Consider the following 22,096-nt stretch of genomic DNA (forward strand, 5'->3'; position numbering starts at 1 on the left):
GTCCGGGGGACGCCGCCTGCCCGCAGGCCACCGGCCTGCCGCACCGCGCCGGCGGCAACGCCGCACCAACATGACGGCCCACGATACTTCAGGCAGGGTTGTCTCCCGGAGAGACGCCGCCCGCCGGACACACACGGGCGGCACGACCCGCGAGCCGGCGAGAGGGGAAGACGCGTGTCCACGGTGATGATCTGCTGGGGTATGGGCGAGGGCTACGGCCATGCCAACAAGATCGCCTGCGTGACCGGCGGCCTGGAGGCCACCGGCCTCCACGTGGTCATCGCCGCCAGGGACCGGCGGCTCATGGAAGGGGTCGCGCGCCGCAGGGGGCTCGCCTGCGAGGTGGTGCAGGCACCGGTGCTGCCCGCCACCCGTTCGCCGGACGTGGCCACGGTGTTCTACTCCGATCTGCTGCTCTCCCGCGGCTACTCGGACCCGGACCGCCTCGTCGAAGCCATCGCCGGGTGGCGCGCGCTGTTCGAGCAGCATGCCCCGGACGTGATCGCCTTCGAGTACGCGCCGACGGCCATCCTCGCCGCGCGGGGCGTGGACACGCCCCGGCTCGGGTTCGGCACGGGCTTCTACTATCCCCCGGCCCCGCTGCCCCGGCTCATCCCGGAGCACATGACCGGCAGCGGGGTGGCGCATGACGCCGGCTACGACACGGCCCTGGAGTCGGTCAACCAGGCACTGCACGCGAGCGGCCTGACACCGGTCGACGGCCTCGAGGCGGTCTTCGACCCCGGGCCGGTCTTCATCACCGGCGCCCCGGAGGTCGATCACTTCGGCCACATACGCCGCGACGGCCGGTACACGGGCCCGGTCTCCGAGAACCTCTCCCCCGGATCGGCGCTCGAGTGGCCGCAGGGCAAGGGGCCGCGGATCGCCGGCTACCTCAAGGCCGGCGCCCCCGGCATCGAACGGGTGCTGCTCCGCCTCAACCGGGTCCGCGCCCGGTTCGTGCTGCACCTCTCGCCGAAGAAGGGCGAGCGCCCGGAGGCGCTGGCCCGGCGGCTGCCGCGCAGCACCAACGTCCAGATCACCCTGCGGCCCTTCGATATCGACGCCATGGCCCGGCAGGCGAGCTGCTTCGTCTGCCACGCCGGCAACGGCGCCACCATCGCGAGCCTGATGGCCGGGACACCGGTATTCGGGCTGGACCTCCACCCCGAGCAGGGGCTTCAGGTGGACGCGCTCCGGCGCGCGGGACTCGGCGACGGCACGCATTTCCACGCCGCCGCCGGGGACATCGGCGAACGCATCCTGGCGCTGACCCGGCACGGGAGCCGGGAGCGGCAGCGGGCGAGGAACTTCGCCAGAAAGTACGGCGGGGCGACCCCGTCGCCCTACCGCGAGCTCGTCAGCGGGGTCGCCCGGCTCGCCGGAGGCGCCTGAGGCGGGCTCCGGCGCCGGGCGGATGGCCGCCGCTAGAACGCCACGCCGAGACGGATCCCGTACTGGTTGCGCTCGCTGGAGGTGTCGTCAGCGCTCCACCGGGCCACGTAGGGCGTGGCCCGCAGCTCGATCGGGGTGCCGCCGTTATCCACCCGGTACGCGAGTGTCGCCTCGGCCTGGAGCCCGTAGACGCTGGGGCTGTCGTCGAAAGATCCCTGGCCGCCTTCGACGTCCCGCTCCAGGTCGGAGTCGATCACCGCGCGGTATTCGGCCCTCGCCTCCCAGCGCCACGGCGAGCCGGCCACGTCCCCGCCCACGATCACGCCGGCGGGGATATACCAGTTCCTGATCGTGTCCTTGTAGCGGTTGCGCGTGTCGTCCTCGTACGAGGGTGAGGGGATACGCCCCTCCATCTTCACGTGCGCCAGCCCGATCCCGCTGTAGACACCATAGAAACTGCTGGCGGCAAGCGAATCGCGCAGCATGACGCGAACACCGCCGGCGTAGGTGGTGCTGTCCGCGCTCATGTCGAATTCCTGGCTGGTGAGCCCGTAACTGCCGTAGCTGCCATAACTGCCGTAGCTACCGTAGTCGACGCTCTGCTCTTCCAGCTCGTAGTCGACGTCGCCCTCGGTCATGGCGAGGCGGCCCTCGACCATCCAGTGCTCCTCGGCGTAATCGATCTCGAGCATTGCCCCGGAGTGATGGCCGTCACCGGTGTCGTCGAAGCCGGAGATATCCGCCTCCGTCGTGCCGTAGATGCCGTCCACGCCCAGGGTGAGCGTGCCCGCGGCGGCCGCCGGAAACGCCGCCGCACTCATCAGCAGTCCCGCCGCCGCGAGCGCGTTCGGCCTGTTGGCAATTGCCTTCCCTTTCACTCTCGTCTCCTTTCCGGATGAGCTATCCAATACGCCGGGTGGCATGCCCGGCCTCCCCCGCCCCAGGGGGCGTCGCCAACCGTTATACCGGCAAGGCGTTAGCTGACCGTTAATCCGGGAGACATTGGGGGGGGAATAGAACCGGAAAGGAGCCACACCGGAAACGCCGGATGGCAGCGACTGGCCTGCCACCCGGCGTTGCGGAGCGAATGAGCGTCGGCTCGAAACCGCGGGACGCCGACGACGCATACCGCGATCCGCTGGCAGGGCGCCCCCCTCTCAGAGGGGAGCGCGATGGTGCTTCAACGGGTCTGCGCGCATTCACTCACCGCGTTCGCGAGCTTGCGCAGCAGCTGCGGATACAGCTCGCCGTCGAGCGGCAGATCCGTGCCCAGGGGATCGATCACAATGGAGGTATTGGCCCCGGTGCCACCGAACACGCTCTTCACCAGCTGCGGGTTGAACTGCGGCTCACTGAACACGCAGTCGACATTCTGCTCCACCACCCGGTTACGCAGCTCGTCGACCCGGGCGGGGCTGGGCTGGGACGCGTCGCCCAGGGAAATCGCGCCCACCGCGGAGACGTCGAAACGGTTCTCGAAGTACTGGTAGGCGTCGTGGAATACGACGAAGCGGACATCCTTGGCATCCACGAGCTGCGCCTCCAGCTCGTTCGACAGCGCCTTGATGTCGGCCTTGGAACGGCGGGCGTTCTCCCGGTACGTCCCGGCGTGCTCGGGATCGGCCTTTGCCAGCGTGTCGGCGATGGCATCCAGCCACACCACCGCGTTGGCCGGATCGAGCCAGCCATGCGGATTACTGCCATGGTGGTCATGGTGGTGGCCGCCGTCGGCGTGGTGCTCGTGCTCGTGCTCGTGCTCGTGCTCGTGAGCATGATCCTCGTGGTCATGACCGTGGGAATCGAAGGTCGGCCCCTCGCGGTATTCAAGCTGCACCACCCCCGGGAGGCTCATCAGCTCCACGCTGAGCGCATCGCCGGCAAGGCTCTCGAGCGGCCCCTCGAACCAGGGCGTAAGGTCCTCACTGACCCAGAAGACCGCGTCAGCATGCTCCATGGCAGCCGCCTCCGAGGGGCGCATCGAATAGCGATGCGGCGACGCCCCCTGCTGGATCACCAGCTCTGGGGACCCCAGGTCGCCCATCACCCGGTCGACCAGTGAATAGACCGGTGGAATATCCACCGCGACCGACGGCACCGCCGCATATGCGGACACCGGAAAAACCACGAAAACCATCAATAACTTAAGCGCACGGAATCTCATGGGATGCTCTCCCGAATCAAGTGATGTCGTGAATTGACCGGGATATTGTTATGTTATAACGTTTGCAATTGTCAAACTCGGATCCCGGCCACGGCCATCACGCTTTTCTCCATATACGACCAGGAAGACCCCATGCCGCTGCTGTCGATCGAGCATTGCGACATATGGCTCGGTGGCCATATCGTTCTGGACAACATCACCCTGAGCCTCGAACGGGGTGAGTGTAGTTGCCCCCGCTAAACCGGACACCACCCTTTAGTCACTGCCGGTCTTCCCCAGGCTCTGGCGGTATTCCCATGGCGAGCACATTTTGAGCTCCTTGTGCGGGTGCCAGCGGTTGTAGTCCTCGAACCACGCCGGCAGCTTGGCCATGACAGTGGCCGCATCCGGCAGGTCGTTGAGATAGACGTAGTCGCGCTTGAACGTCTTCACGAATGCCTCGGCCATGCCGTTGCTCTGCGGGCTGCGCACGGCGGTGGTGCAGACCACGAAGCCCAGATCCTTGGCGAAGGCGCGCGTCTCCCGGTCGGTGTAACAGCTGCCGTTGTCGGTCAACCACTCGATGGGACGGGCCAGCTTGGTAACCGCGCCAAAGCGGTGCTCGACGCTTTCCGTCAGCAGGTCCTGGATCATCTGAGCGGTGACGCCGCCGGTGGTGGCCACGTAACGCATCGCCTCGCGGTCACAGCAGTCCAGGCTGAACGCCACCCGTACCGCCTCGCCGTTCCAGCAGCGGATCTCGAGCACATCCGAGCACCAGCGCAGATCCGGCTTGAGGGTGATGATCTTGCCCTCATGAGAGCGCACCTCGGGGCGGCCCGTGTAGCGGGCCAGCAGCAACCCGTCGGCCTTCATGATCCGGTAGATGCGCTTGGGGTTGACCCGTGCCTCACCGCGCTCATGCAACTGACGGTTGAGATGGGCGGTGACCCGGCGATAGCCGTTGGCCGCCCGCTGCGAGCAGATCTCGCGGACCTGCGGCAATAGCCGCTCATCATCCGCCTTGCAGTAGCGTGGTGGCCGTCCACGCTGGCGGCCGGCCAGCCGCTCGATCAGGTTCGAACGGGCTACCCCCAGCACCTCAGCCACCCGCTTCACCGGGTATCCTCCGGTGGCAGCAATGGCATGCGCGAGATCAACTTTTTTTCCGGAGCCACCTCCAGGGCTTCCTTGAGGATCTCGGTCTCCATGGTCTTACGCCCGAGCAGCCGCTCCAGCTCACGCACCTAGCGCTTGAGCGCCTTCACTTCCGAGGCACTGACCACCTCCTCGCCCGCACCCACCGCCGCCATCCCGCCCTCGTGCATCAGCTTCCTCCACCGAAACAGTAGACTCGCTGATATACCATGGCGGTTCTTTATAGCAGATCCTGTGTACTTCCGTGAATGAATGAACGCGAGCCCTGCACCAGCGGGACTTTCGCCTTTCTGTAACCCATTACACAGTGTGTAAGAACTTAAGACCTTGGGGCTCTTCCCCAAACCCCGCTCGGTCGCCCGAGTGCTCGGGGATGGTGCCCGTTGGACAGCACCCCTCGTCATAGGCTGGGCATCTCCACGGCTGTAAACGCCAAGCCCTGCGGGTGCGCTACGCGCAGCGTTGACAACCGTTCCGCTGCCGCAAAAGGCTGCCAGTGTAGAAGCCCCCGTTTCGACCGGACACCTTGGTAGTAGCTGACAAGGCCTAGGCATGAGCCTAGTGCAAAGGAGTGACCAAGGTGGAACGCATTGAAGTGGTGACGGGTGTGCAGCGTCGGCGGCGGTATTCACCGCGGGAGAAGGCGGAGCTGGTGGCGCTGTGTGAGCAGCCGGGCATGTCGGTGTCGCTGGTCGCCGCCGGGCACAACATCCGGTTGCTGCTGCGGGCGATGGCGGCTCTTTTGCGCCAGTTGCTGGGCCGGCTCCTGGTGTTCCTCGGTGCCGGAATCGACCATCAGGACGCCCGAGCCGCTATACCGACCGCCGCGTAACGGGTTATTCAGAACCGACAGGGTAGCAACTGACAGTCGGCCTGACACCGGTGGTGTAATAACCCACCTGAGGGTATTTGCCGAGGGTTGACGATAATGCGGAAGCAGGGCTCGGGGGCAGATACCGGCCAGGAGCGGTCATTGCAATCCGAAACCGTGGTCTATCCCTCATTCTCGCCTCATTCTTCCGACCGAACGACTGCGACGTCACAGGTGCGATCATCCCGAGGGAATTCCCTTACGTGGCGTTCGATAACGCTCAGTACCGATGGAGCCACGTTTCGCTCTTTGGTTTCTATCGTGCATTGGCCTTCACGGCTTGCGGTGCGGCCTCAACAAGCCCGGTGTACAGGGCGATGGTTGAGAAGCTAGGCAGCGCTGGCGCGCTCGACCGAATGATCGAGCTCGGGGGTGACAAGTCAGAACCGCTTCGAACTCCATGACTACATCGGCCATAACCCCTCACACGGGTCTCTTGACCGCGGTAGGTTAAATGAGTGCGTGACCTCCGTCTCCGAAGAGCACCCGCCCCTCGAGACATGCAGTTAGTCGAAAGCTTCCTCCTTGCCCGGAGCGCAACCTGGGACGAATCCAAGCGGATTGATTGTCGGCCGACCAGAGAGATGACTTGGCAAAGACGGCGGGACGGGCGGTCGCCACACGCGAGGCGCAGCGCTACTGTGCTATTGCGCTACAGAATGGCTGGGCCTTCATGGCGGCACCTTGTATCCTGCTCATGTCAGCCTGATGAGGTTCACGCTCACGTCCCGTAGCAAGCCACCGCATAGGTCGCCGGAACGATGGCCGTAGGCGGGGCGGCCGCTTTGCCGCCGCTCGAGCGTACACTGGCGGCACGTGGCGTCCGGGTCAGGCAAAGCGGGGATGCGGATTTGTTCGCGCAAGGCGTGAACAGACAGCAATACAATACCGGCCGAGTCCGCCATATTGGCCATAGCAGTTACCCAGCTCGAGTGGCACAAAGCAACTAACTGGATAGAATTAAATTCAATCTACTGCTAACGGATCACCCTTGTTGGTAGCGTCCGAGAACATAGAACCGAAGCGGGAATCAGTTCCGATGCGGGTTATGCAAGAATCAGATACGAGAACAATAGAACCCTCAGGCCCCGGCGTTCGAGATGAGACCCCTGAGCCATTCGGCAAAGCAACTCAAAGAACACCTCCAATAAAAACAACACTTAGACCGTTTTTTGGGTTTTACGGGGGTAAATGGCGGGACGCCATCAAACACTACCCATTGCCCCGCTATGGGACTATTGTGGAGCCTTTTGCGGGATCGGCGGGATACGCGCTACGTTACGCTTCCTATAACGTCATACTATGCGAAGCGGACCCCATATTGGCTGCGGTATGGAGGTACTTAACACGAGTGAAATCAAAGGAAATTAGGTCTATACCCGATGTTTCTTTTGATGGGTCCGTTGACGATTTAAAGGTGTGTCAAGAAGCAAAATGGTTGGTCGGGCTTTGGTTGAATAGGGCGACAGGAAGACCAAGAAAACGGCCATCAAAATGGATGCGTGACGGTATTCGACCGGGAAGTTTCTGGGGCGAAAGGGTAAGGGAAACCATTGCTAGCCAGGTTGAGGCGATACGACATTGGAAGGTCTACAACTGTGATTATAGTGAGTGCCCATTCCGCGGAGTGGCGACTTGGTTTGTAGATCCTCCATACCAAAAGGCAGGAAAATACTACAAGTATAGTGCAGAAAAAATAGACTACGAACAACTGTCTGCTTGGTGCAGGACACGCCCGGGGCAGGTGATTGTCTGTGAGAATGCCGGGGCTACATGGCTACCTTTTAGGGATCTCGCTAGCGTTAAGACTACTCGGGCGCGCGCCCGATCCAACGAAGTGATCTGGACCTCAGATGACGATCAAGTCGTATCGGAGAATCTCGAGAACTCCTAGTGGTCGCACGTGCGGAGACACTCAACTCGTCGTTGCTAAGCGCCCTTGGTGACAAGGTGGTGTGGCACTCGTCTATTACAGAAAAGCCAATTTCCATAGACCTAATGGCGCCCCAAAGGCTCCCCCTTAGGGTCTATATATACTCTCTCGTCGGTGGCCTCGGAACGGTTCGACCAAACGAGTTCAAGTGCAATCTCCGGCTACGCGGCCAGCGTGTCGGAGAGTATCGAAGCTTCGACTATGCAGGAGAGAGATACGTACTGCTCATCGGCTGTGATCTTGGGCTAGATGTGTTTGTGTTATGGGATGCGAGCCTTCATCCAAAATTCAAAAACGGAACGAACGTTCAAGTGCGTGATAAAACTGTATATGCGGCGGCTGCCTCGGGGTTAGCCTACCAGACTCGTTCGCTAACACGCGGCGGAACAGAGCTGGTGGTTGCTTGTTCGTCCGACTACTTGGCGCGCGCCATAGATGATCGACTCGCTTGGACCGGCGGAATTGCGGAGGACGAGTGGGCGACCTTTCCGAATTAAGTCTGCATACCTCTTACCACAAGGGCCGCGACGATATTGCGGACCATTTCTATCTCCCATGCATGCGTAAAGCATCTGAGTATGATCGTGCTGTCGGCTTTTTTCGCAGCACGATCTTCATCGTTGCGTGGCCCGCACTGCAGGAATTTATTGCTAATGGCGGGTTTATGCGTGTGTTGTGTTCGCATGTCCTTGGACCTGACGATGTCGACGCGATGCACCAAGGATATAAAGCTCGTGTCGATGACGCAATTTCAGCGGCAATTGTGGAAGATGTGCGTGCCCTCCTAGAAGAGGAGGCGATGAGGGGGCCCACGAGAGTGCTCGCAGCACTGATTGCAAGAGGTGCCCTGGATATTCAAATAGCAACGCTGAAGCCGTCCGAGTATAGAGGTGCGAATGGCAGAATTTTTCACGACAAACTCGGGATCTTTCGTGATATACGCGGTAACTCCGTAATTTTCAAAGGTTCCATGAATGAAACCTGGACGGGGCTAGCGGCAGACGGGAACCTTGAATCAATCGATGTCGCGGCCAGTTGGATGGGCGCGAGAGATCTGGAAAGGACGCAACGCGAACAGAAGTACTTTCACGATCTCTGGGCAAACAAGTATCCAACTATTGATGTTCGTCCGTTCCCGAAAGTCGCTCGTTCAGAGTTAGAAAGGGTAGCTGATCCAGATTGGGAGTACACAGCGAGCAAACTAGCGGAAGAGGTCAACAAGAAGGGAAGTGGACGTTTGGAGGATTCTGAAAAACGGACTTTGCTGCCCCACCAGTCCGCAGGGCTCGCGTCATGGCGGTCTCAAGGGCGGAAGGGGATATTGGCTTTCGCGACCGGAAGCGGGAAGACGTTTACGGCCATAAACGCTGTCAGAGAAGCGATCTTTAGGTATAACGAGGTTGTCGTTATTGTCGTGCCGGATCGTGCACTGTTTGCGCAATGGTACAAAGAGCTTGCAGAAGAGTTATCTGGTGAAGGCGTTGGGATCCTGAGAGCAGGAGCGGGTTACGGAAAATGGCGCGGCAGCTTGAAGGTATGGACAGGACCAGGAAACGAGCCGAGGCTTGTCCTTGCGACGTTAAGGACGGCCGCGTCCCAAGATTTCAGGAGCAGGCTCTCCTCGGCGGGAGACCTTATGTTGGTGGTAGACGAGGTACATCGCGCAGGTTCGCACTACAATCGCCAGCTGCTTGCACCTGGGCTATTTGGGGCTAGATTGGGGTTGAGTGCGACACCTGAGCGGGCGGGCGATCCGGAAGGCACATCGGCGGTAGTTTCTTACTTCGGCGGTGTTCTCGAACCGAGATATGAGTTGGTCGACGCTATTCGTGACGGTGTGCTCTGTCGGTATTTTTACAGACCCCATACGGTGGTGATGTCAGAGACAGAGTCTGAGGAGTGGAGTGCGCTAACGCGCCAGATTCGTCAACTGTGGGCACGGACTAAGAGCGCGGGCCCCAAGGAGACGCAGAAAGAGCGCCTAAAGCACTTGCTGATAAGGCGGTCACGGATCGTTAAGAATGCAGCCGCTAAGACGGGTTTGGCGTTAGAGGTCATACGGGAAAACTATCAACGTGGTGGTCGATGGATAGTTTACTGTGACAACCTCGCTCAGCTTGAAGAAGTTAGTGGGCAGCTTCGAGAAGCGGGCTACCCAACGGTTCCTTATCACTCCAAAATGGAAGGTGACAGAGAGCAGACACTGCGGTGGCTTGATCTTCGCGGGGGTATTGTGGTGGCGGTAAAGTGTTTAGATGAAGGAGTTGATGTTCCGTCAGTTACTCACGCACTCATTCTCGCATCGTCAAAGAATCCTAGGGAGTTCATTCAAAGGCGTGGACGGGTTCTTCGAAAGTCTAAGAATAAACATCTTGCGTACGTTCACGATGCACTGGTTGTTCCGCCGCGTGGCGTAGACGCGGACGGTGCAGAGAAGTCTGACCCAATAACAGCCGGTGAGTTGGCGCGGGCTATTATGTTCGCGGAGAGTGCAGAAAACCCTGCGTGTGCGGCAGACCTTAAGCAAATCTCTATTCGATTGGGGATTGAGTACGAGACGACAAGTTTAGCAGGCATAGAAGATGAAGAAGAGTGAGCTAGAGGATCTCATTACTACAGTAGAGACGCTTCGGAAGCAGAAGTTTCAAAATATGGACCGGAAGTTCATCGAGGAGGTGATTCGGGCGGAAGAAGAAAACCCAGAGGATGATGGGGAAGCGTTCCGCCGAATAAAGGACGCCTTAGAAGGGTGTTTGGCTGATAAGGGCGTAGAGTAATGCTTAAGCTGCGCAGTATCGAAATGGAGGGTTTTGGCCCCTTCGCGGAAAGGGAAGTCATCGAATTTCCTAACGATCACGGCGTTACGGTGATCTATGGTGAAAACATGCGTGGGAAGACCACGCTTCTGAATGCTATCCGATACGCATTTTTTGGGAACGTCTTGGGACGCGCTTCACAACGACGCAAACTACACCACATAACGAACCGGCAACGCGCCGCTAATGGTGAGTTTGGGTTCAGCGTAACGCTAAATTTTGAGTATGACGGCGTCAATTACGAGTTGACACGGCTTTGCGAGCCGACCTGTGTCGTGCCGAGCAACGACGAACACTACCGGCAGGAACGAATTCTGCGGCGTGAGGGTAGTGTATTGGGGCCCCAGCAAGCAGAAAGAGAACTTCAGCACATTTTCCCGAGAGAGATTTCGCGATTCTTTTTGTTTGACGGTGAGTTGTTGCAGGAATATGAAGAGTTGCTGGCAAACGAAAGTGAAATCGGTTACAGGATCTCTGAGGCGATCGAACAGATCTTGGGTGTGCCGATCCTAAAACGCGGGCGGATGCATCTTAGGGCGTTGGCTGAGGACGCCGATAGGAGAGCGGACAAGGAAGCTCAGAAACATACCGAGACACAGGAAATAGGAAAGGCCTTGGAGCAAGCTCGTAATCAACGGAATGCTCACAGGGATGAGCGTGCGCGGCTAGAGGAGAAGCTTGAAAGCCTGACGGAGCAGAAGCGCGAGGCTGACACAGCGCTTAGCCGGTCAAAGCGGTATGAGTCGTTGCTGTATGAGAGGGACGATATTGAGAAGCAATTGAGCGCTGCGAAGAGAGAGATAGAGGAGGTTGAGTCAGAACTTAAGAGAGCGATGGCGGAAGCGTGGAGAACGGTGCTTAGAAAGCCTGTTCGTCAGGCGAGAGAGGCCGCTAGAAAGGAAACTTCGAGGCAGATGGAAGAGTTTCTCGCTGGATTGCGCAAGGAAAGTGTCGATGCTCGACACTGCAAGGTGTGTGAGCAGGAGATCGGCCCAGATCATGCTCGCCACTTAAAGTCCATGATGGACGCCAAGGAGGCACCAGGGGCCTATGGCTCTGATAGGATTTCGTCCATGGCTCGCCTTGAGAGGCTTAGTCACTTCTACGACGAGAACAACGTTGAACAGGTGAGGGGCTTGTGGAAGCGGCTTCAACAACTGAAGAAGGAGGAAATACGCCTCCGGGACCGTCATGCTGAGCTTCAGCTGGAGTTGAGCGACTCCGATCCCGATTGGATACGTAAGAACCGCGCGTCGTACAGTGAATTAACGGAAGAGATATTTGCCGTAAAACAAGGCATCGAGGCGGAAACCCAAAAGATACAACAGCGGGAAGAGGCCATCGACCGGCTAAGTGAGCGCTTGGACCACGCTAGTGCACCTGACCTTGCAGGGACACGGGTGCGTGCGAAGATGCTTCACGACGCTGGGGATCTCTTCAATGCCGCTATAGATGAGTATAAGTCACTGCTTCGCGGGCGAGTTGAGTCAACGGCTACACGCCTCTTCAGGAGCATGACCACTGAGAAGGCCGACTATAAGGGTCTCAGAATTAACGAAAACTATGGATTGGCTATTGAGCATCAAGACGGCCAGACTGAGGAAGCGCGGTCGGCGGGTGCGGAGCATGTCGTTGCCCTCGCTCTTATGGGGGCCTTGCAGAACAACGCGCCTCTGCGGGGGCCGATAGTGATGGATTCTCCGTTCGGACGGTTAGACTCGGGGCACACGGACAACGTCATCCGAGCGTTGCCAGAAATGGCCGAACAGACGGTGTTGTTGGTCTATGAAGAGGAAGTAGGAAAGTCAAGAATTCGAGAAATACTTGGGGCCAATCTGCTTAAGGAATTCGAATTAGAGAGGGTAACTTCTAGGCACACTAAGATACGGGATTTGTAATAGGTCTGAGGTATGGAAAAGGATCGGGAAAGTATTGGGCTTACTCACGAAACCCAGGAAATGCTGAATAGCATTTATGAATATGGTTGGTTCTCTGAGGGGCAAGACGTCGCGCGCTTCTGTATGGCGTACGCGATTAGGCAAGGTTGTCCTGAAGGGACAACGCATAATACGCATACTCGCTGGGCTGTGGGAAACTTCGATAAATCGGGAGAAATTAGGGCGTTGCTTAGCGCGCTATACCCAGCGTGTGAGACGCCAAATCGGCTGATGGAACATCTGGTGAATGTAGGCTTGAAGGAGGTCCACGGACGACTGGAACAAGAAGATTTAGGACCAAACGATCTGATGGAGTAGTGTTCTAAAGCCATTTGGTCGAGCGGGTGGGTTTGTGCGGAAAGTGCCGAGTGCATTCATTATTATTTGTACGACGTCCCCCCGTTTTCAGTAGCACTCTGGTATGGAGTCCGAGGTTAATGGTAGCGACTTCTGGCTGAGTCGCTCGGCATAGCCGCTCGGCGTCAGCCCATCGAGTACCTTCTTCGGTCGTTCCTGGTTGTATTCGCGTTGCCAGGCCGCGATCTCCGCCACGGCGTGGGCCATGCTGACGAACCAGTGTTCGTTAAGGCATTCATCGCGAAAGCGGCCATTGAACGACTCCACGTAGGCGTTCTGGTTCGGCTTGCCCGGTTCGATGGGCCGGAGCTGGACGCCGTTTTCGTAGGCCCAGCCGAGCATCGCCTTGCCGATGAACTCCCGCCCGTTGTCCGAGCGGATGACCTGCGGCAGTCCGCGGCTCTCGCCCAGTTGCTCCAGCACGTCTACGACCTGTCGTCCGCTCATCGCGTACGCCGGCACCAGGGCGACGCACTCATGGGTGGCATCATCGACAATGGCCAGGCACTTGATCGCCCGCCCGTCAGCGACACGGTCGAAGACGAAGTCCAGCGACCAGACCTCATTGGCGGCGCCCGGACGCACCAGCGGCTGACGATCCGCCAACGGCACCTTCTTGCGCTTTCGACGCCGCACCTGAAGCCCCTCCGCGGCGTACAACCGCTCAACTCGCTTGTGGTTGACCGTCCAGCCCTGCTGGCGCAGCTTCAGGTAGATCATCGCCGCGCCGTAGCGTCGATGACGGTGCGCCAGGCGCAGGATCTCTTCCCGCAACGCCCCGTTGCGATCGGCCGCCGGCCGATAGCGCAGCGCGCTCGCACTCATGCCGATCACCGCCAGCGCGCGACGCTCGCTCAACCCGCGGCCTTTCATCTGACGCACCAGCTCGCGCCTCGCCGGGGCGCTCACCACTTTTTTCGCAGCGCCTCCCGGGTGACCTCGTTCTCCAGCATCGACTCGGCCAGCAGCCGCTTCAGTCGGGCGTTCTCCGCCTCCAACGCCTTCAACCGCTTGGCGTCCGAGACGTCCATGCCGCCGAACTTGCTACGCCAGAGGTAGTAGCTCGCCTCGGAGAAACCGTGCCGCCGACACAGCTCCTTGACCGGCACGCCGGCCTCGGCTTCCTTCAGGGAACCGATGATCTGCTCTTCGCTGTAGCGCTTCTTCATGCCCAATCTCCTGACTTCCAGTGATTGGACTCCAGATCGCCGTGCTACTCAATCTCGGGGGGACGTCGCTCACCTTCTTACCACCAAGTGTTGGAATGTTAGACCTGACCCCGACGCCGTGTCTTGCCTACCGAAATACCGCCACGGATGAGGTACCCAGCTCGCAGCAGGAGGTGCGATAGCTGAATGACACGCATCACGACAATCGAAAGGCCGTTGTAGTGCTTGTACGCAGGATCTGTGATTGGTGCGCTGAGAATAATGCAGTCTGAAACGTACATATGTCTCGGTATCTGCGACACCGGGACAGACTTGTCAACCGTGGCATCGAAACTCGGGATGGCTTCTGATAAGAGCGTGATCAACTCCGCCAGCGGAGCGCGGTTGTTATTGGCGTCGGCAGCATTCACCAGAGCCTTGAAGCCCAGGACGTCAACGAATGCGACGGCGCGCTTTTCGAAGGTTACAGTCATTTCGCGAAGCAGGTCTAACGTCTTTAAGCACCGGCGCCGAAGGCGTCCGGGTGCCTTTCCTGGTTAAATGCGCTAGTCACGCGGCAACCACCCTTTTTCATTGGGCTCTGGCGCGGCGATGCCCTTTTCCTTCAGGTGTGCCGATAGCTTTGGCTCAAAATTTGGCGCCCAACCATCCCAGTTTGACTCATAGCAGGTTTTACAAACATCGAGATCATAACGAGGAATATGCTTTCCATTATAAACTCCCTTCCCCATTTGGAATTCTCGGACACACATCTGGCAGGTAAAAAAAACTCAAAACCTTCCGCCATGACATTTCTCCGGGAGAGCATTTAACGCGTTAGCTCAGATCCTTTCGAGGCGACAGCCGTTTTTGCGACAGCAAAAATGGGCGTTGGGTCAAACGTTACCTGCAGCGACTTGTTAGGCATCAAATGCACTACGTATCCGAGCGATCGCCTTCCATCGAGAGGCTCTCGTTGACTTGTACGATGCCTCATCGCCAAGCGGCTTGCCTTTTGCCTTTTTCACGCTGCCGGATTTCGTATTTGGCCCACATGCGATCCTGGTGTTGTTGCATCGTTGGAAAGTCCTCTCGGTCGAGGGACGCCAAGTCCACGGACTCCCGATTGGCTCCACTTGGGTGAGGAAGATAGGAAACCACTTTTCCCCGCTCGTTGAGGTAATCATGAACAAAAACCCCGTGCATGCGTACCTTACTAGTCAATGCCTTTTTAGCCTTGCTGCCAAGAACCAGAATGTGCTCAATTGAATCGCGCTCGAGCACTTCCGGTACGAAACGCTCCGTAATGCACCGAACGTTCGATTCGTATTTCCACGGATCAAAATCAGATGAACTGCCGTTTACCGTCAAGCTCGCGCACTTGATCAGCGATGTCGTGAGGAAGTGTCCTGAACGATTGAGATCAATGCTTTCCGACAGCGGATGCAACCCCAGTTTTCGTGCTACTCCCAGGCCGTTCATCATTCGTACAAGGTCTCGGCCTAAGCCGTAAAATGCAGCCTCAAGAGCCGCCTCCTCGTAAGAAGCCCCTCTATTGTATTTATCGATAAAAGTCTGAAGCTGCGTATCGGCAGCAGATAGCCCGACAATGGCCACCTTGCATGTCGGAGGTCGCGGCGAAGTTAGCTGTAGGCGGCGGGCGTAAATTGCACAGATCTGGCGGCTGAAAATTGCACACTCAGGCATGTTGGCGTCTTCACTCCGTGGAGCAGTGGAGGCGTCGATGTACGGGAGGGAGCAGAGGGTGTTGCTGCGACACTACCTGGAGCGGGGCCTGAGCAAGGCGAGCCTGGCGCGGGAGCTGGGCGTGAGCCGTCGGACCATCTATCACTGGATCGAGACGGGCCAGTTGGAGCGCGAGCTCGATGGCAAGCCGGTGTGCTATGGGCCACGGTCGGCGATGCCCACTAAGCTCGATGCCTACCGGGGCCTGATCGATGCACGGCTCGCGGAGTACCCGGCGCTGACGGCGACGCGGCTGTTCGATGAGGTCCGCGCCGCCGGCTACACCGGGGGCTACACGCAGGTGAAGGTTTACGTGCGCCAGGTCCGCCCGCGGGTAGCGCCCGAGCCGGTGATCCGCTACGAGACGCTGCCGGGCCAACAGGGGCAGGTGGACTTTGCCGAGTTCCGCCTGCCCTGGGGCCGGGGCTATGCGCTGCTGGTGGTGCTCGGCTACTCGCGGCTGCTGTGGCTCGGCTTCTTCCCGCGCCAGAGCATGGAAGTGCTCATGCGCGGACTGGAGAGTGCGTTCGCCTTCTTCGGCGGGGCGCCGGCGGAGCTGCTGTTCGACCAGATGAAGGCGGTGGTGATCGAGGATCGCCGCGCCGGTGGCGGGGCGCTGCTGTGCAACGCCGAGTTCCAGCGCTTTGCCGCGCATTGGAACTTCAGCGTGCGCGCCTGCCGCCCCTACCGGGCGCAGACCAAGGGCAAGGTCGAGCGCCCGATCCGCTACGTGCGCCAGAGCTTCTTCTACGCGCGCGAGTTCCTCAACGAGGCCGATCTCAACGCCCAGGCGCAGCGCTGGATGGTGGAGACGGCCAACCGGCGCAAGCACCGCACCCTTGGCGAGTCGCCGCAGCTGCGCTTCGAGCGCGACGAGCGAGCGGCGCTGGGCCCGCTCGCGGCGCGGGCGTACCAGTCGTTGCTGCCCCAGCCGCCGGCTGCGCCGGCCTCCGCCCCGCGGGTGCCCGTGCTGCCGGTGGTCGAGCGCCGTCCGCTCAGCGCCTATGGCGCACTCGCCGAGCAGGCGCTGGGGTGAGCGCGGCGCTGAGTCAACGCGATCGCATCCGCGCGATGCTCGCCGACCTGAAGATGCCCGGGGCGCTGGAGGCGGTCGATGGCATCTTGAGCGAGGTCGACAGCGCCAGCCTCGGGGCGAGCGAGGCTATCGCCCGGCTACTCGAGGCGCAGATCGGACTGCGCAACCACCGCCGCCTGGCCGCGGCGATGCGCTCCTCGCGGCTGCCGGCGGTGAAGACCCTCGCCGAGTTCGACTTCGCCTTCCAGCCCTCGATCAAGCGCGAGCAGATCGAGAGCCTGCACGAGCTCGGCTTCGTCGCCCGCCATGAGAACGTGATCTTCCTCGGCCCGCCCGGGGTGGGCAAGACGCACCTGGCTATCAGCCTGGCGATCACCGCCGCGCAGCAGGGCCGGCGGGTGTACTACGGCACGCTGGTGGACTTGATCAGCTCGCTGGAGGAGGCCCAGGCCGCCGGCCAACTCAAGCGCCGCCTGGCGGTGCTCACCCACCCCTCGGTGTTGGTGGTCGATGAGATCGGCTATCTGCCGGTGACCCACACCGGCGCGGTGCTGTTCTTCCAGCTAATGAACCGCCGCTACGAGCGCGCCTCGACGGTGCTCACCTCCAACAAGGGCTTCGAGGAGTGGGGCGAGATCGTCGGCGACGAGGTCATGGCCGCCGCGCTCATCGACCGACTGCTCCACCACTGCCACCTGGTCAATATCCGCGGCAACAGCTACCGCATGCGTGCTCACACCGAACTCGCCCAGACACTGCGCACCGAGGCCGAGGCCTCCACCCCCACCGAGCGCAGGCGTTCATCTGCTTCTAAGCGCATCCGCTGAATGCACCTACGGTCCGCTCAAGTGTGCAATTTTCAACCGCCAGATGTGTGCAATTTTCAACCGGCGTTGACAGTTAGCTGCGTATTCCCGATCATCGCGCAAAAAAGAGCGCGATCACCGTCGACATGAAAGCGCAAATTCTCTGTGCGACAAGTGTCTTCCGCAGGAATGGTGAAGTTCTTGCCGTTAACGCACGGCATGGAACAGAGCGCGGTCGAGTTCAAAATGTTTCCTTGATGCCTAACGCCAATGTTCAGCGGCCGGTTTGGAGGCGCAACCGCGCCGGAAAACCGGTCCGGTGGAGGCCCGTCAGGGCCGGAAGGTACTGCAACTACTTGTTAGCAGGTGCTGGGATTGGGCACATACCGTAAACACTCCCGGGGGAGTGCACATTGCCATTTGGTAGACCCATTCCCATTTACGCTTTCAACCTCGAACTCATGAGCATTGTGAACCAAAACTATTGTGCCCATATCACCTTTCGATACGAGATCTTGAAGAGTCTCAGGTACATCTAAAACCTCCACCACATCGAATTCTTTTAAATCTTTCCAACAACCAAAGCATTTAATATAGCGATTGCCGTCAGCCGAGACAGGAAAACGCTCCTCCCAGCTATCTATATTTTCAGTGACTCTCAAGCGAAAAGTGCTTTTACAAACTGGGCAAGTTGCGTAAGGCGCCTCTATTCCGCCAATTCCTGCTAACGCCACAATCTCTCGCTTGTCGCGTGCATTGCTTTGTTAACATAGTTACTTGTTACAATATATCAACGGTATCGTGTTCATGTCTTTTGCTGCGTGCGCAAATGACGAAATGATCCAAAATAATTGTGTTACATGCCCCCTAACCCGTGCTTTATTCTTTATCTTCAAGAACTCCCTCTTAACATCAGATTTAGAAATGAATGAGCAGCTTAGAACGCACCTTCTATTTAGCTTGTAATCTTTTAGCAAATTATTCAGAAAGCCCTCAAACTGATCCGGATCCCCTTTCCTGATCCTCGCTATATTCGTTTCAATTCCAGAGCTTGATTTATAGTTATATGAAAGAGAGTTATTCAACTTGGAGAGCATCAAATCCCTCCCAAAGTACATGTTGCCAAGATTTTTTATACCTTGACCGACGACATCATGTAGATTGCTAGCAGATGTGCTTGGATCACCATGCTTGGAATGGACAAAACATATATTTGAGTCCCTTTTGTTAAAGGTTATATGGTCTGCCCACTCATCCCCTAGGTCATCACAAAATATGTAATCATCATTTTGGTGAACCGCCTCGACGAGGCTAAACATCGAGTCTTCGGAGAATCTAGATGCACTCTTGTCGAACTCCCCTTTCTCGGAATGCACTTTCGACATATCATTCATCGGTTGCAGAATTTCCAGAATATTATCAATCTCTGAAACCCCAGATGAATCCTCAAAGCACGAACCCATAAAATACATGTATTTAGGATCATCGAACGTGATACTGTATAATCCGTTTTTTATTATGAACTTTTGAAGCGTGACCTCCTTTCCGTTCTCAACCACTCGAAACTTAGATAGTGTTTTGGAGTGCAAGGTAAGTGTTTTTTTGTTTTTCCGGACCCATGAGCTATTATCCCCACCGACGATGTTGAGTTCATCATCCAGCTCATAAACCGATTCCAGCGCGCACTCTAGTTTTTTAAAAATACGCGAAGAAACAGACACCTTTTTACCTTTCCTTGTTTTACAAGCCAATGCAAGGTCGTCTTTTTCAATCCTTTCGAATAACGAGGAGCTTTCAATCAAAACAGCATTTGGCTTGGTTAATTCTAATACATCGCTGAGGTCTATTTTACTAGCAAAAGCATCAAGGAAATTATTGGATATTGGAGACTCAATAAGGTTTATCTGATCCCTAACCCAAACTCCAATATCATCAATGGACTCCCTACTAGAAGACTCAACGACACGACCACTTCCAGATATAGACTTAGTTGTCGACCCCTGGCGTAATTTGAAGTAAAATGGTATTGACCTGCCGGCCGAATGCGTTGAAAGTAAGCCTTTTAGATTAGCGGCCTCATAAGACCGTGTCCTCATGGCCCTATCCGATATCGTCATGTTACGGAGTGCCATCTTTTGGAATTCTACATCTTCATCTGAAAAGCTCGAGGAAAATTCCTCACTCCCAATTAAAGTGAAATATTTCTCTAGGGTATCGGATATATTTGCGCAGCTTTTCTTCAAGATTGCTATGTAGTTATCGACTTCTATGACAAGAATGAATGCGTGAACAATGTCCTCAAAATCATCATCCAAGAAGTAGACGGGGCGGGTTGAAGGGAATACTTTTACGGAATAGACAAAGCTGAACTCTTGTTCTTCTAAAAGCCGTTCTTGACGAAAAGAGTCAATGATAAATTCGCCATCCAGAGTGATGTTATCCGCTGCCGCATCAAGTACCTCTTGGACAATTTCATCACTCAAGGGTGATCCTGTGCGAAAAAACTGTGCATTCTTTGTCAGTTGCAGTCTTTCAGGCACGGAACAAACTCCTTGTTAACGACGGCCATGAGCCGCGCGAGGTACGAGCGTCGGCTCAATGGCCTGGTTAGGAAACATCGGCATCTTCGGCGGTTTTCTCCCAGCCAATTCCAGCCAGCAACCCCGCGACTACCGCCCCGACATGCGACAAGATCGTGAGCCCCGCAGGCACATTCTTCTGGATGAATATTAGGCCTGCCACGATTGCGAACAGGCCGGCCGTGCAGGCCGATAGAAGCCAAAAGCGCCGCTTGCGGAGCACCCAGCTTCGTTCTGCATGCCTCTCATCCGCTTCTATGCGTTTCTCGCTGAGGCGTGAGTTTTCCTCGATGCTCCGCCGCTGATTCTCAAGAAACTGCTCTGCTAGCGGCAGCAGAGGCGTTAGATCTGTGCTTCCGTCATCGCTGTCCGAAACCCTCAGTCCCTTGTTCTCGCCTTCCCCCTCACTCATTAACTCCCCCTTGATTCCTAACGCCGTTGTTCAGCGGTGCCCTTGTAGCATAGCGGAAAGGGCATCCGGTGGAGGGCCGCAGGCCCGGAACGAACTGGAACACTTGGTTAGTGCCGTGAACCACAGGGCCTGATTTCCAACACCAACCTTCCCAGGCTAACTCCGTACCAGCTTGCACGAACTGGACCCATGGCGACAGGAACCAGAGCACTGAACGGGCCCCTTATACGGCGTGCAGCGGCGGGTTGCCCCACGAACATTGCACACCACTTTCACCACCGCCTATTTCTGCTGAGCAACCAAGTCTGACGATGGTTTTGCGGGCTTGGCACCAAAACCTGAAGCCCCAAAAACCACCGGGCCAGGGCCACTAACGCCTTGAATAAGCCGCCGTTTGGAGCGCCAGCGCAAAACGGTCGGCTTAATTCACTGGTTAGTTGGTTCTGGTGGCTCAACTAATTCGCAGTCTTCCAAGTCTACATACCCCGACAAGAACCTAGGTTCATCGTCCTGAATATGTAGTATTTGCGCAAAGCGATCATGCTCGCCATCAAGACTGGGAACGATGGCCTGCGCTTCATAAATATCACCGATACCTAGCCGCGCCACTACGTCGGCGTTCTTTGATGCTTTACGAAAAACAGAAGTGGCTGACGATATTTTTACGTTCAAGCGATGGGCGGCCGAAAAATCTAGCCATCTCGCGTTATCTTGATGCTGCTGCTTCTTACCAAGTAGGTTAATGGCTCTGTCTAGGCAAAAAATTGCGTTTTCACGAGTAGCAGCCTGGTACAAGTGCTTTAACTCACCTTTCAAAAGCCAATCGCTATCCTGTTCTAAGCGTATGACCTCCGGAGTTAGCCTCCAGATATTGAAAAAGTCTTGCGTACTTGCTCCCCACTCAATCAAATCTTGCCTAATCTTACCGTGATCCAATTGGATGTAATCGAAAGGATCTTTGACATTGTCTTCTATCCATGTCGCATTCTTGGTGAAATATGGAGCTTTCATTCCTGCGGCTGCAAGCAACCCCAGCCCTCTTGGCGTCCCGCCTTGGCGGTAAGAGTAAATACAGTAGTCTGCTTCTATCTCTACGAAGATCGCCTTTCTGATATTGACTAGCGCTTTAAAATATTTTGCCTGCTCAATTGCAAGCGAAGCTTCTTGCAGATACTGCTTTGCTTCACCATCTGCAAGCATCTCGCAAAGCATAATTTCATCTAGTCGCTTTCCAACCACCTCCAAAAGCAGGCTATCTACCGCTTGGCAGGCCACATCGAAATAGTTTGCTACAGAAGAAGAATCAGAGGTCTGTCCGTAGTGTTTGACCACCACTCTTTGCTTATTAAGGGCCTTTAGTGTTCCTGATTTTATTACCTTTAGGCCGACTTTCTTTAGCTCACCAACAATCTGGTCGAAGCTAAAACTTTCAATGGCTTTCTGCTCGTCTACACCTTTCTCTATCAAAAGAGATATAAAAATAAGCTCAAGAGCATCCTGAAGAATTACCAATCCGCTCGATGCTGCGTAGCTATCTTCCGTGAAGCAAAGCTCACGAGACTGATTTAATAAGACTTTTCCTGTCATTAAGGACTGAAGAACTTCAGGCTTCATAATATTCAACTACTAACCTTTAAAAAAGTAAAGTCATGCTTTGGCGTACTGACATTCGGGCTGTTGGAAGAATGAGCGCACCAGCCGCGGGAGTTTCTGGATGCGCCTGAGCGCGGCGATGGCCATGCGCTTCATTTGCTCGATGTTC

At 57.1% G+C, this 22,096-nt stretch carries 16 protein-coding genes and 2 pseudogenes; 8 read left to right on the forward strand and 10 right to left on the reverse strand.

The window, feature by feature from the left end:
- Positions 1-174 precede the first annotated feature (174 nt).
- A complete protein-coding gene (locus tag ACEZHJ_RS07595; protein ID WP_375036392.1) occupies positions 175-1,395 on the forward strand; it encodes a hypothetical protein in 1,221 nt (406 codons plus the stop codon).
- Positions 1,396-1,427: 32 nt separating this feature from the next.
- On the opposite strand, the gene ACEZHJ_RS07600 is transcribed toward ACEZHJ_RS07595, so the two are convergent.
- The 3 genes and pseudogenes from ACEZHJ_RS07600 to ACEZHJ_RS07610 form a co-directional block, all read right to left on the reverse strand.
- Positions 1,428-2,273 carry a hypothetical protein gene (locus ACEZHJ_RS07600; RefSeq protein ID WP_259201675.1) on the reverse strand — a complete coding sequence of 282 codons (846 nt, stop codon included), beginning with the start codon at positions 2,271-2,273 and terminating at the stop codon, positions 1,428-1,430.
- A 302-nt stretch (positions 2,274-2,575) separates the two neighbouring features.
- Positions 2,576-3,508: a zinc ABC transporter substrate-binding protein gene (locus ACEZHJ_RS07605; RefSeq protein WP_375036393.1), complete on the reverse strand. Its 933-nt coding sequence runs from the start codon at positions 3,506-3,508 to the stop codon at positions 2,576-2,578.
- Positions 3,509-3,811: 303 nt separating this feature from the next.
- Positions 3,812-5,037: pseudogene (locus ACEZHJ_RS07610) on the reverse strand (IS3 family transposase).
- 236 nt (positions 5,038-5,273) lie between these two features.
- Here ACEZHJ_RS07610 and ACEZHJ_RS07615 point away from each other — a divergent pair.
- From ACEZHJ_RS07615 to ACEZHJ_RS07635, 5 genes and pseudogenes are all read left to right on the forward strand, one after another.
- Positions 5,274-5,405, forward strand: a pseudogene (locus ACEZHJ_RS07615) (transposase); the annotation flags it as partial.
- Positions 5,406-7,562: 2,157 nt separating this feature from the next.
- The gene (locus ACEZHJ_RS07620; RefSeq protein ID WP_371807612.1) at positions 7,563-7,994 is read left to right on the forward strand and encodes a hypothetical protein; all 432 of its coding nucleotides are present in this window, start codon (positions 7,563-7,565) and stop codon (positions 7,992-7,994) included.
- Between the two features lie 215 nt (positions 7,995-8,209).
- The gene (locus ACEZHJ_RS07625; protein ID WP_163139906.1) at positions 8,210-10,093 is read left to right on the forward strand and encodes a DEAD/DEAH box helicase family protein; all 1,884 of its coding nucleotides are present in this window, start codon (positions 8,210-8,212) and stop codon (positions 10,091-10,093) included.
- A complete protein-coding gene (locus ACEZHJ_RS07630) occupies positions 10,080-10,274 on the forward strand; it encodes a hypothetical protein (RefSeq protein ID WP_163139904.1) in 195 nt (64 codons plus the stop codon). Before ACEZHJ_RS07625 ends, ACEZHJ_RS07630 begins: the two co-directional genes overlap by 14 nt.
- Positions 10,274-12,211, forward strand: a complete 1,938-nt coding sequence (locus ACEZHJ_RS07635; protein ID WP_163139902.1) for an AAA family ATPase — start codon at positions 10,274-10,276, stop codon at positions 12,209-12,211. The genes ACEZHJ_RS07630 and ACEZHJ_RS07635 overlap by 1 nt, the downstream gene beginning before the upstream one ends.
- Positions 12,212-12,655: 444 nt before the next feature.
- On the opposite strand, the gene ACEZHJ_RS07640 is transcribed toward ACEZHJ_RS07635, so the two are convergent.
- The 3 genes from ACEZHJ_RS07640 to ACEZHJ_RS07650 all read right to left on the reverse strand — a co-directional run bounded on the left by ACEZHJ_RS07640 (position 12,656) and on the right by ACEZHJ_RS07650 (position 15,372).
- A protein-coding gene (locus ACEZHJ_RS07640) for an IS3 family transposase (RefSeq protein ID WP_163139900.1) occupies positions 12,656-13,776 on the reverse strand; the annotation gives its coding sequence in 2 pieces (ribosomal slippage) (positions 12,656-13,518 and positions 13,518-13,776; 1,122 coding nt in all).
- A 98-nt stretch (positions 13,777-13,874) separates the two neighbouring features.
- The gene (locus ACEZHJ_RS07645; RefSeq protein WP_163139898.1) at positions 13,875-14,249 is read right to left on the reverse strand and encodes a hypothetical protein; all 375 of its coding nucleotides are present in this window, start codon (positions 14,247-14,249) and stop codon (positions 13,875-13,877) included.
- 499 nt (positions 14,250-14,748) lie between these two features.
- Complete coding sequence (locus ACEZHJ_RS07650) at positions 14,749-15,372, reverse strand: hypothetical protein (protein WP_163139896.1); 624 nt, start codon at positions 15,370-15,372, stop codon at positions 14,749-14,751.
- A gap of 151 nt (positions 15,373-15,523) precedes the next feature.
- On the opposite strand from ACEZHJ_RS07650, the gene istA reads away from it, so the two are divergent.
- Together istA and istB are read left to right on the forward strand one after the other, a co-directional pair.
- The gene (gene istA, locus ACEZHJ_RS07655) at positions 15,524-16,537 is read left to right on the forward strand and encodes an IS21 family transposase (protein ID WP_205599796.1); all 1,014 of its coding nucleotides are present in this window, start codon (positions 15,524-15,526) and stop codon (positions 16,535-16,537) included.
- Positions 16,534-17,364 carry an IS21-like element helper ATPase IstB gene (istB, locus tag ACEZHJ_RS07660; protein WP_240466230.1) on the forward strand — a complete coding sequence of 277 codons (831 nt, stop codon included), beginning with the start codon at positions 16,534-16,536 and terminating at the stop codon, positions 17,362-17,364. Before istA ends, istB begins: the two co-directional genes overlap by 4 nt.
- A 338-nt stretch (positions 17,365-17,702) precedes the next feature.
- On the opposite strand, the gene ACEZHJ_RS07665 is transcribed toward istB, so the two are convergent.
- The 4 genes from ACEZHJ_RS07665 to ACEZHJ_RS07680 all read right to left on the reverse strand — a co-directional run bounded on the left by ACEZHJ_RS07665 (position 17,703) and on the right by ACEZHJ_RS07680 (position 21,948).
- Entirely contained in the window at positions 17,703-18,077 is a 375-nt protein-coding gene (locus tag ACEZHJ_RS07665; protein WP_163139892.1) for a DUF4926 domain-containing protein, read from the reverse strand.
- A gap of 39 nt (positions 18,078-18,116) precedes the next feature.
- Positions 18,117-19,883 (reverse strand): hypothetical protein, encoded by a 1,767-nt coding sequence (locus ACEZHJ_RS07670; RefSeq protein WP_163139890.1) that lies wholly within the window; start codon positions 19,881-19,883, stop codon positions 18,117-18,119.
- Positions 19,884-19,950: 67 nt separating this feature from the next.
- Complete coding sequence (locus tag ACEZHJ_RS07675) at positions 19,951-20,334, reverse strand: hypothetical protein (protein WP_163139888.1); 384 nt, start codon at positions 20,332-20,334, stop codon at positions 19,951-19,953.
- Positions 20,335-20,760: 426 nt separating this feature from the next.
- On the reverse strand, positions 20,761-21,948 hold the full coding sequence (locus tag ACEZHJ_RS07680; RefSeq protein ID WP_375036394.1) for a hypothetical protein: 1,188 nt from the start codon (positions 21,946-21,948) through the stop codon (positions 20,761-20,763).
- Positions 21,949-22,096: the final 148 nt, after the last annotated feature.

Source organism: Arhodomonas sp. KWT2, assembly GCF_041949875.1.
GTDB classification, from domain to species: Bacteria; Pseudomonadota; Gammaproteobacteria; order Nitrococcales; family Nitrococcaceae; genus Arhodomonas; species Arhodomonas aquaeolei.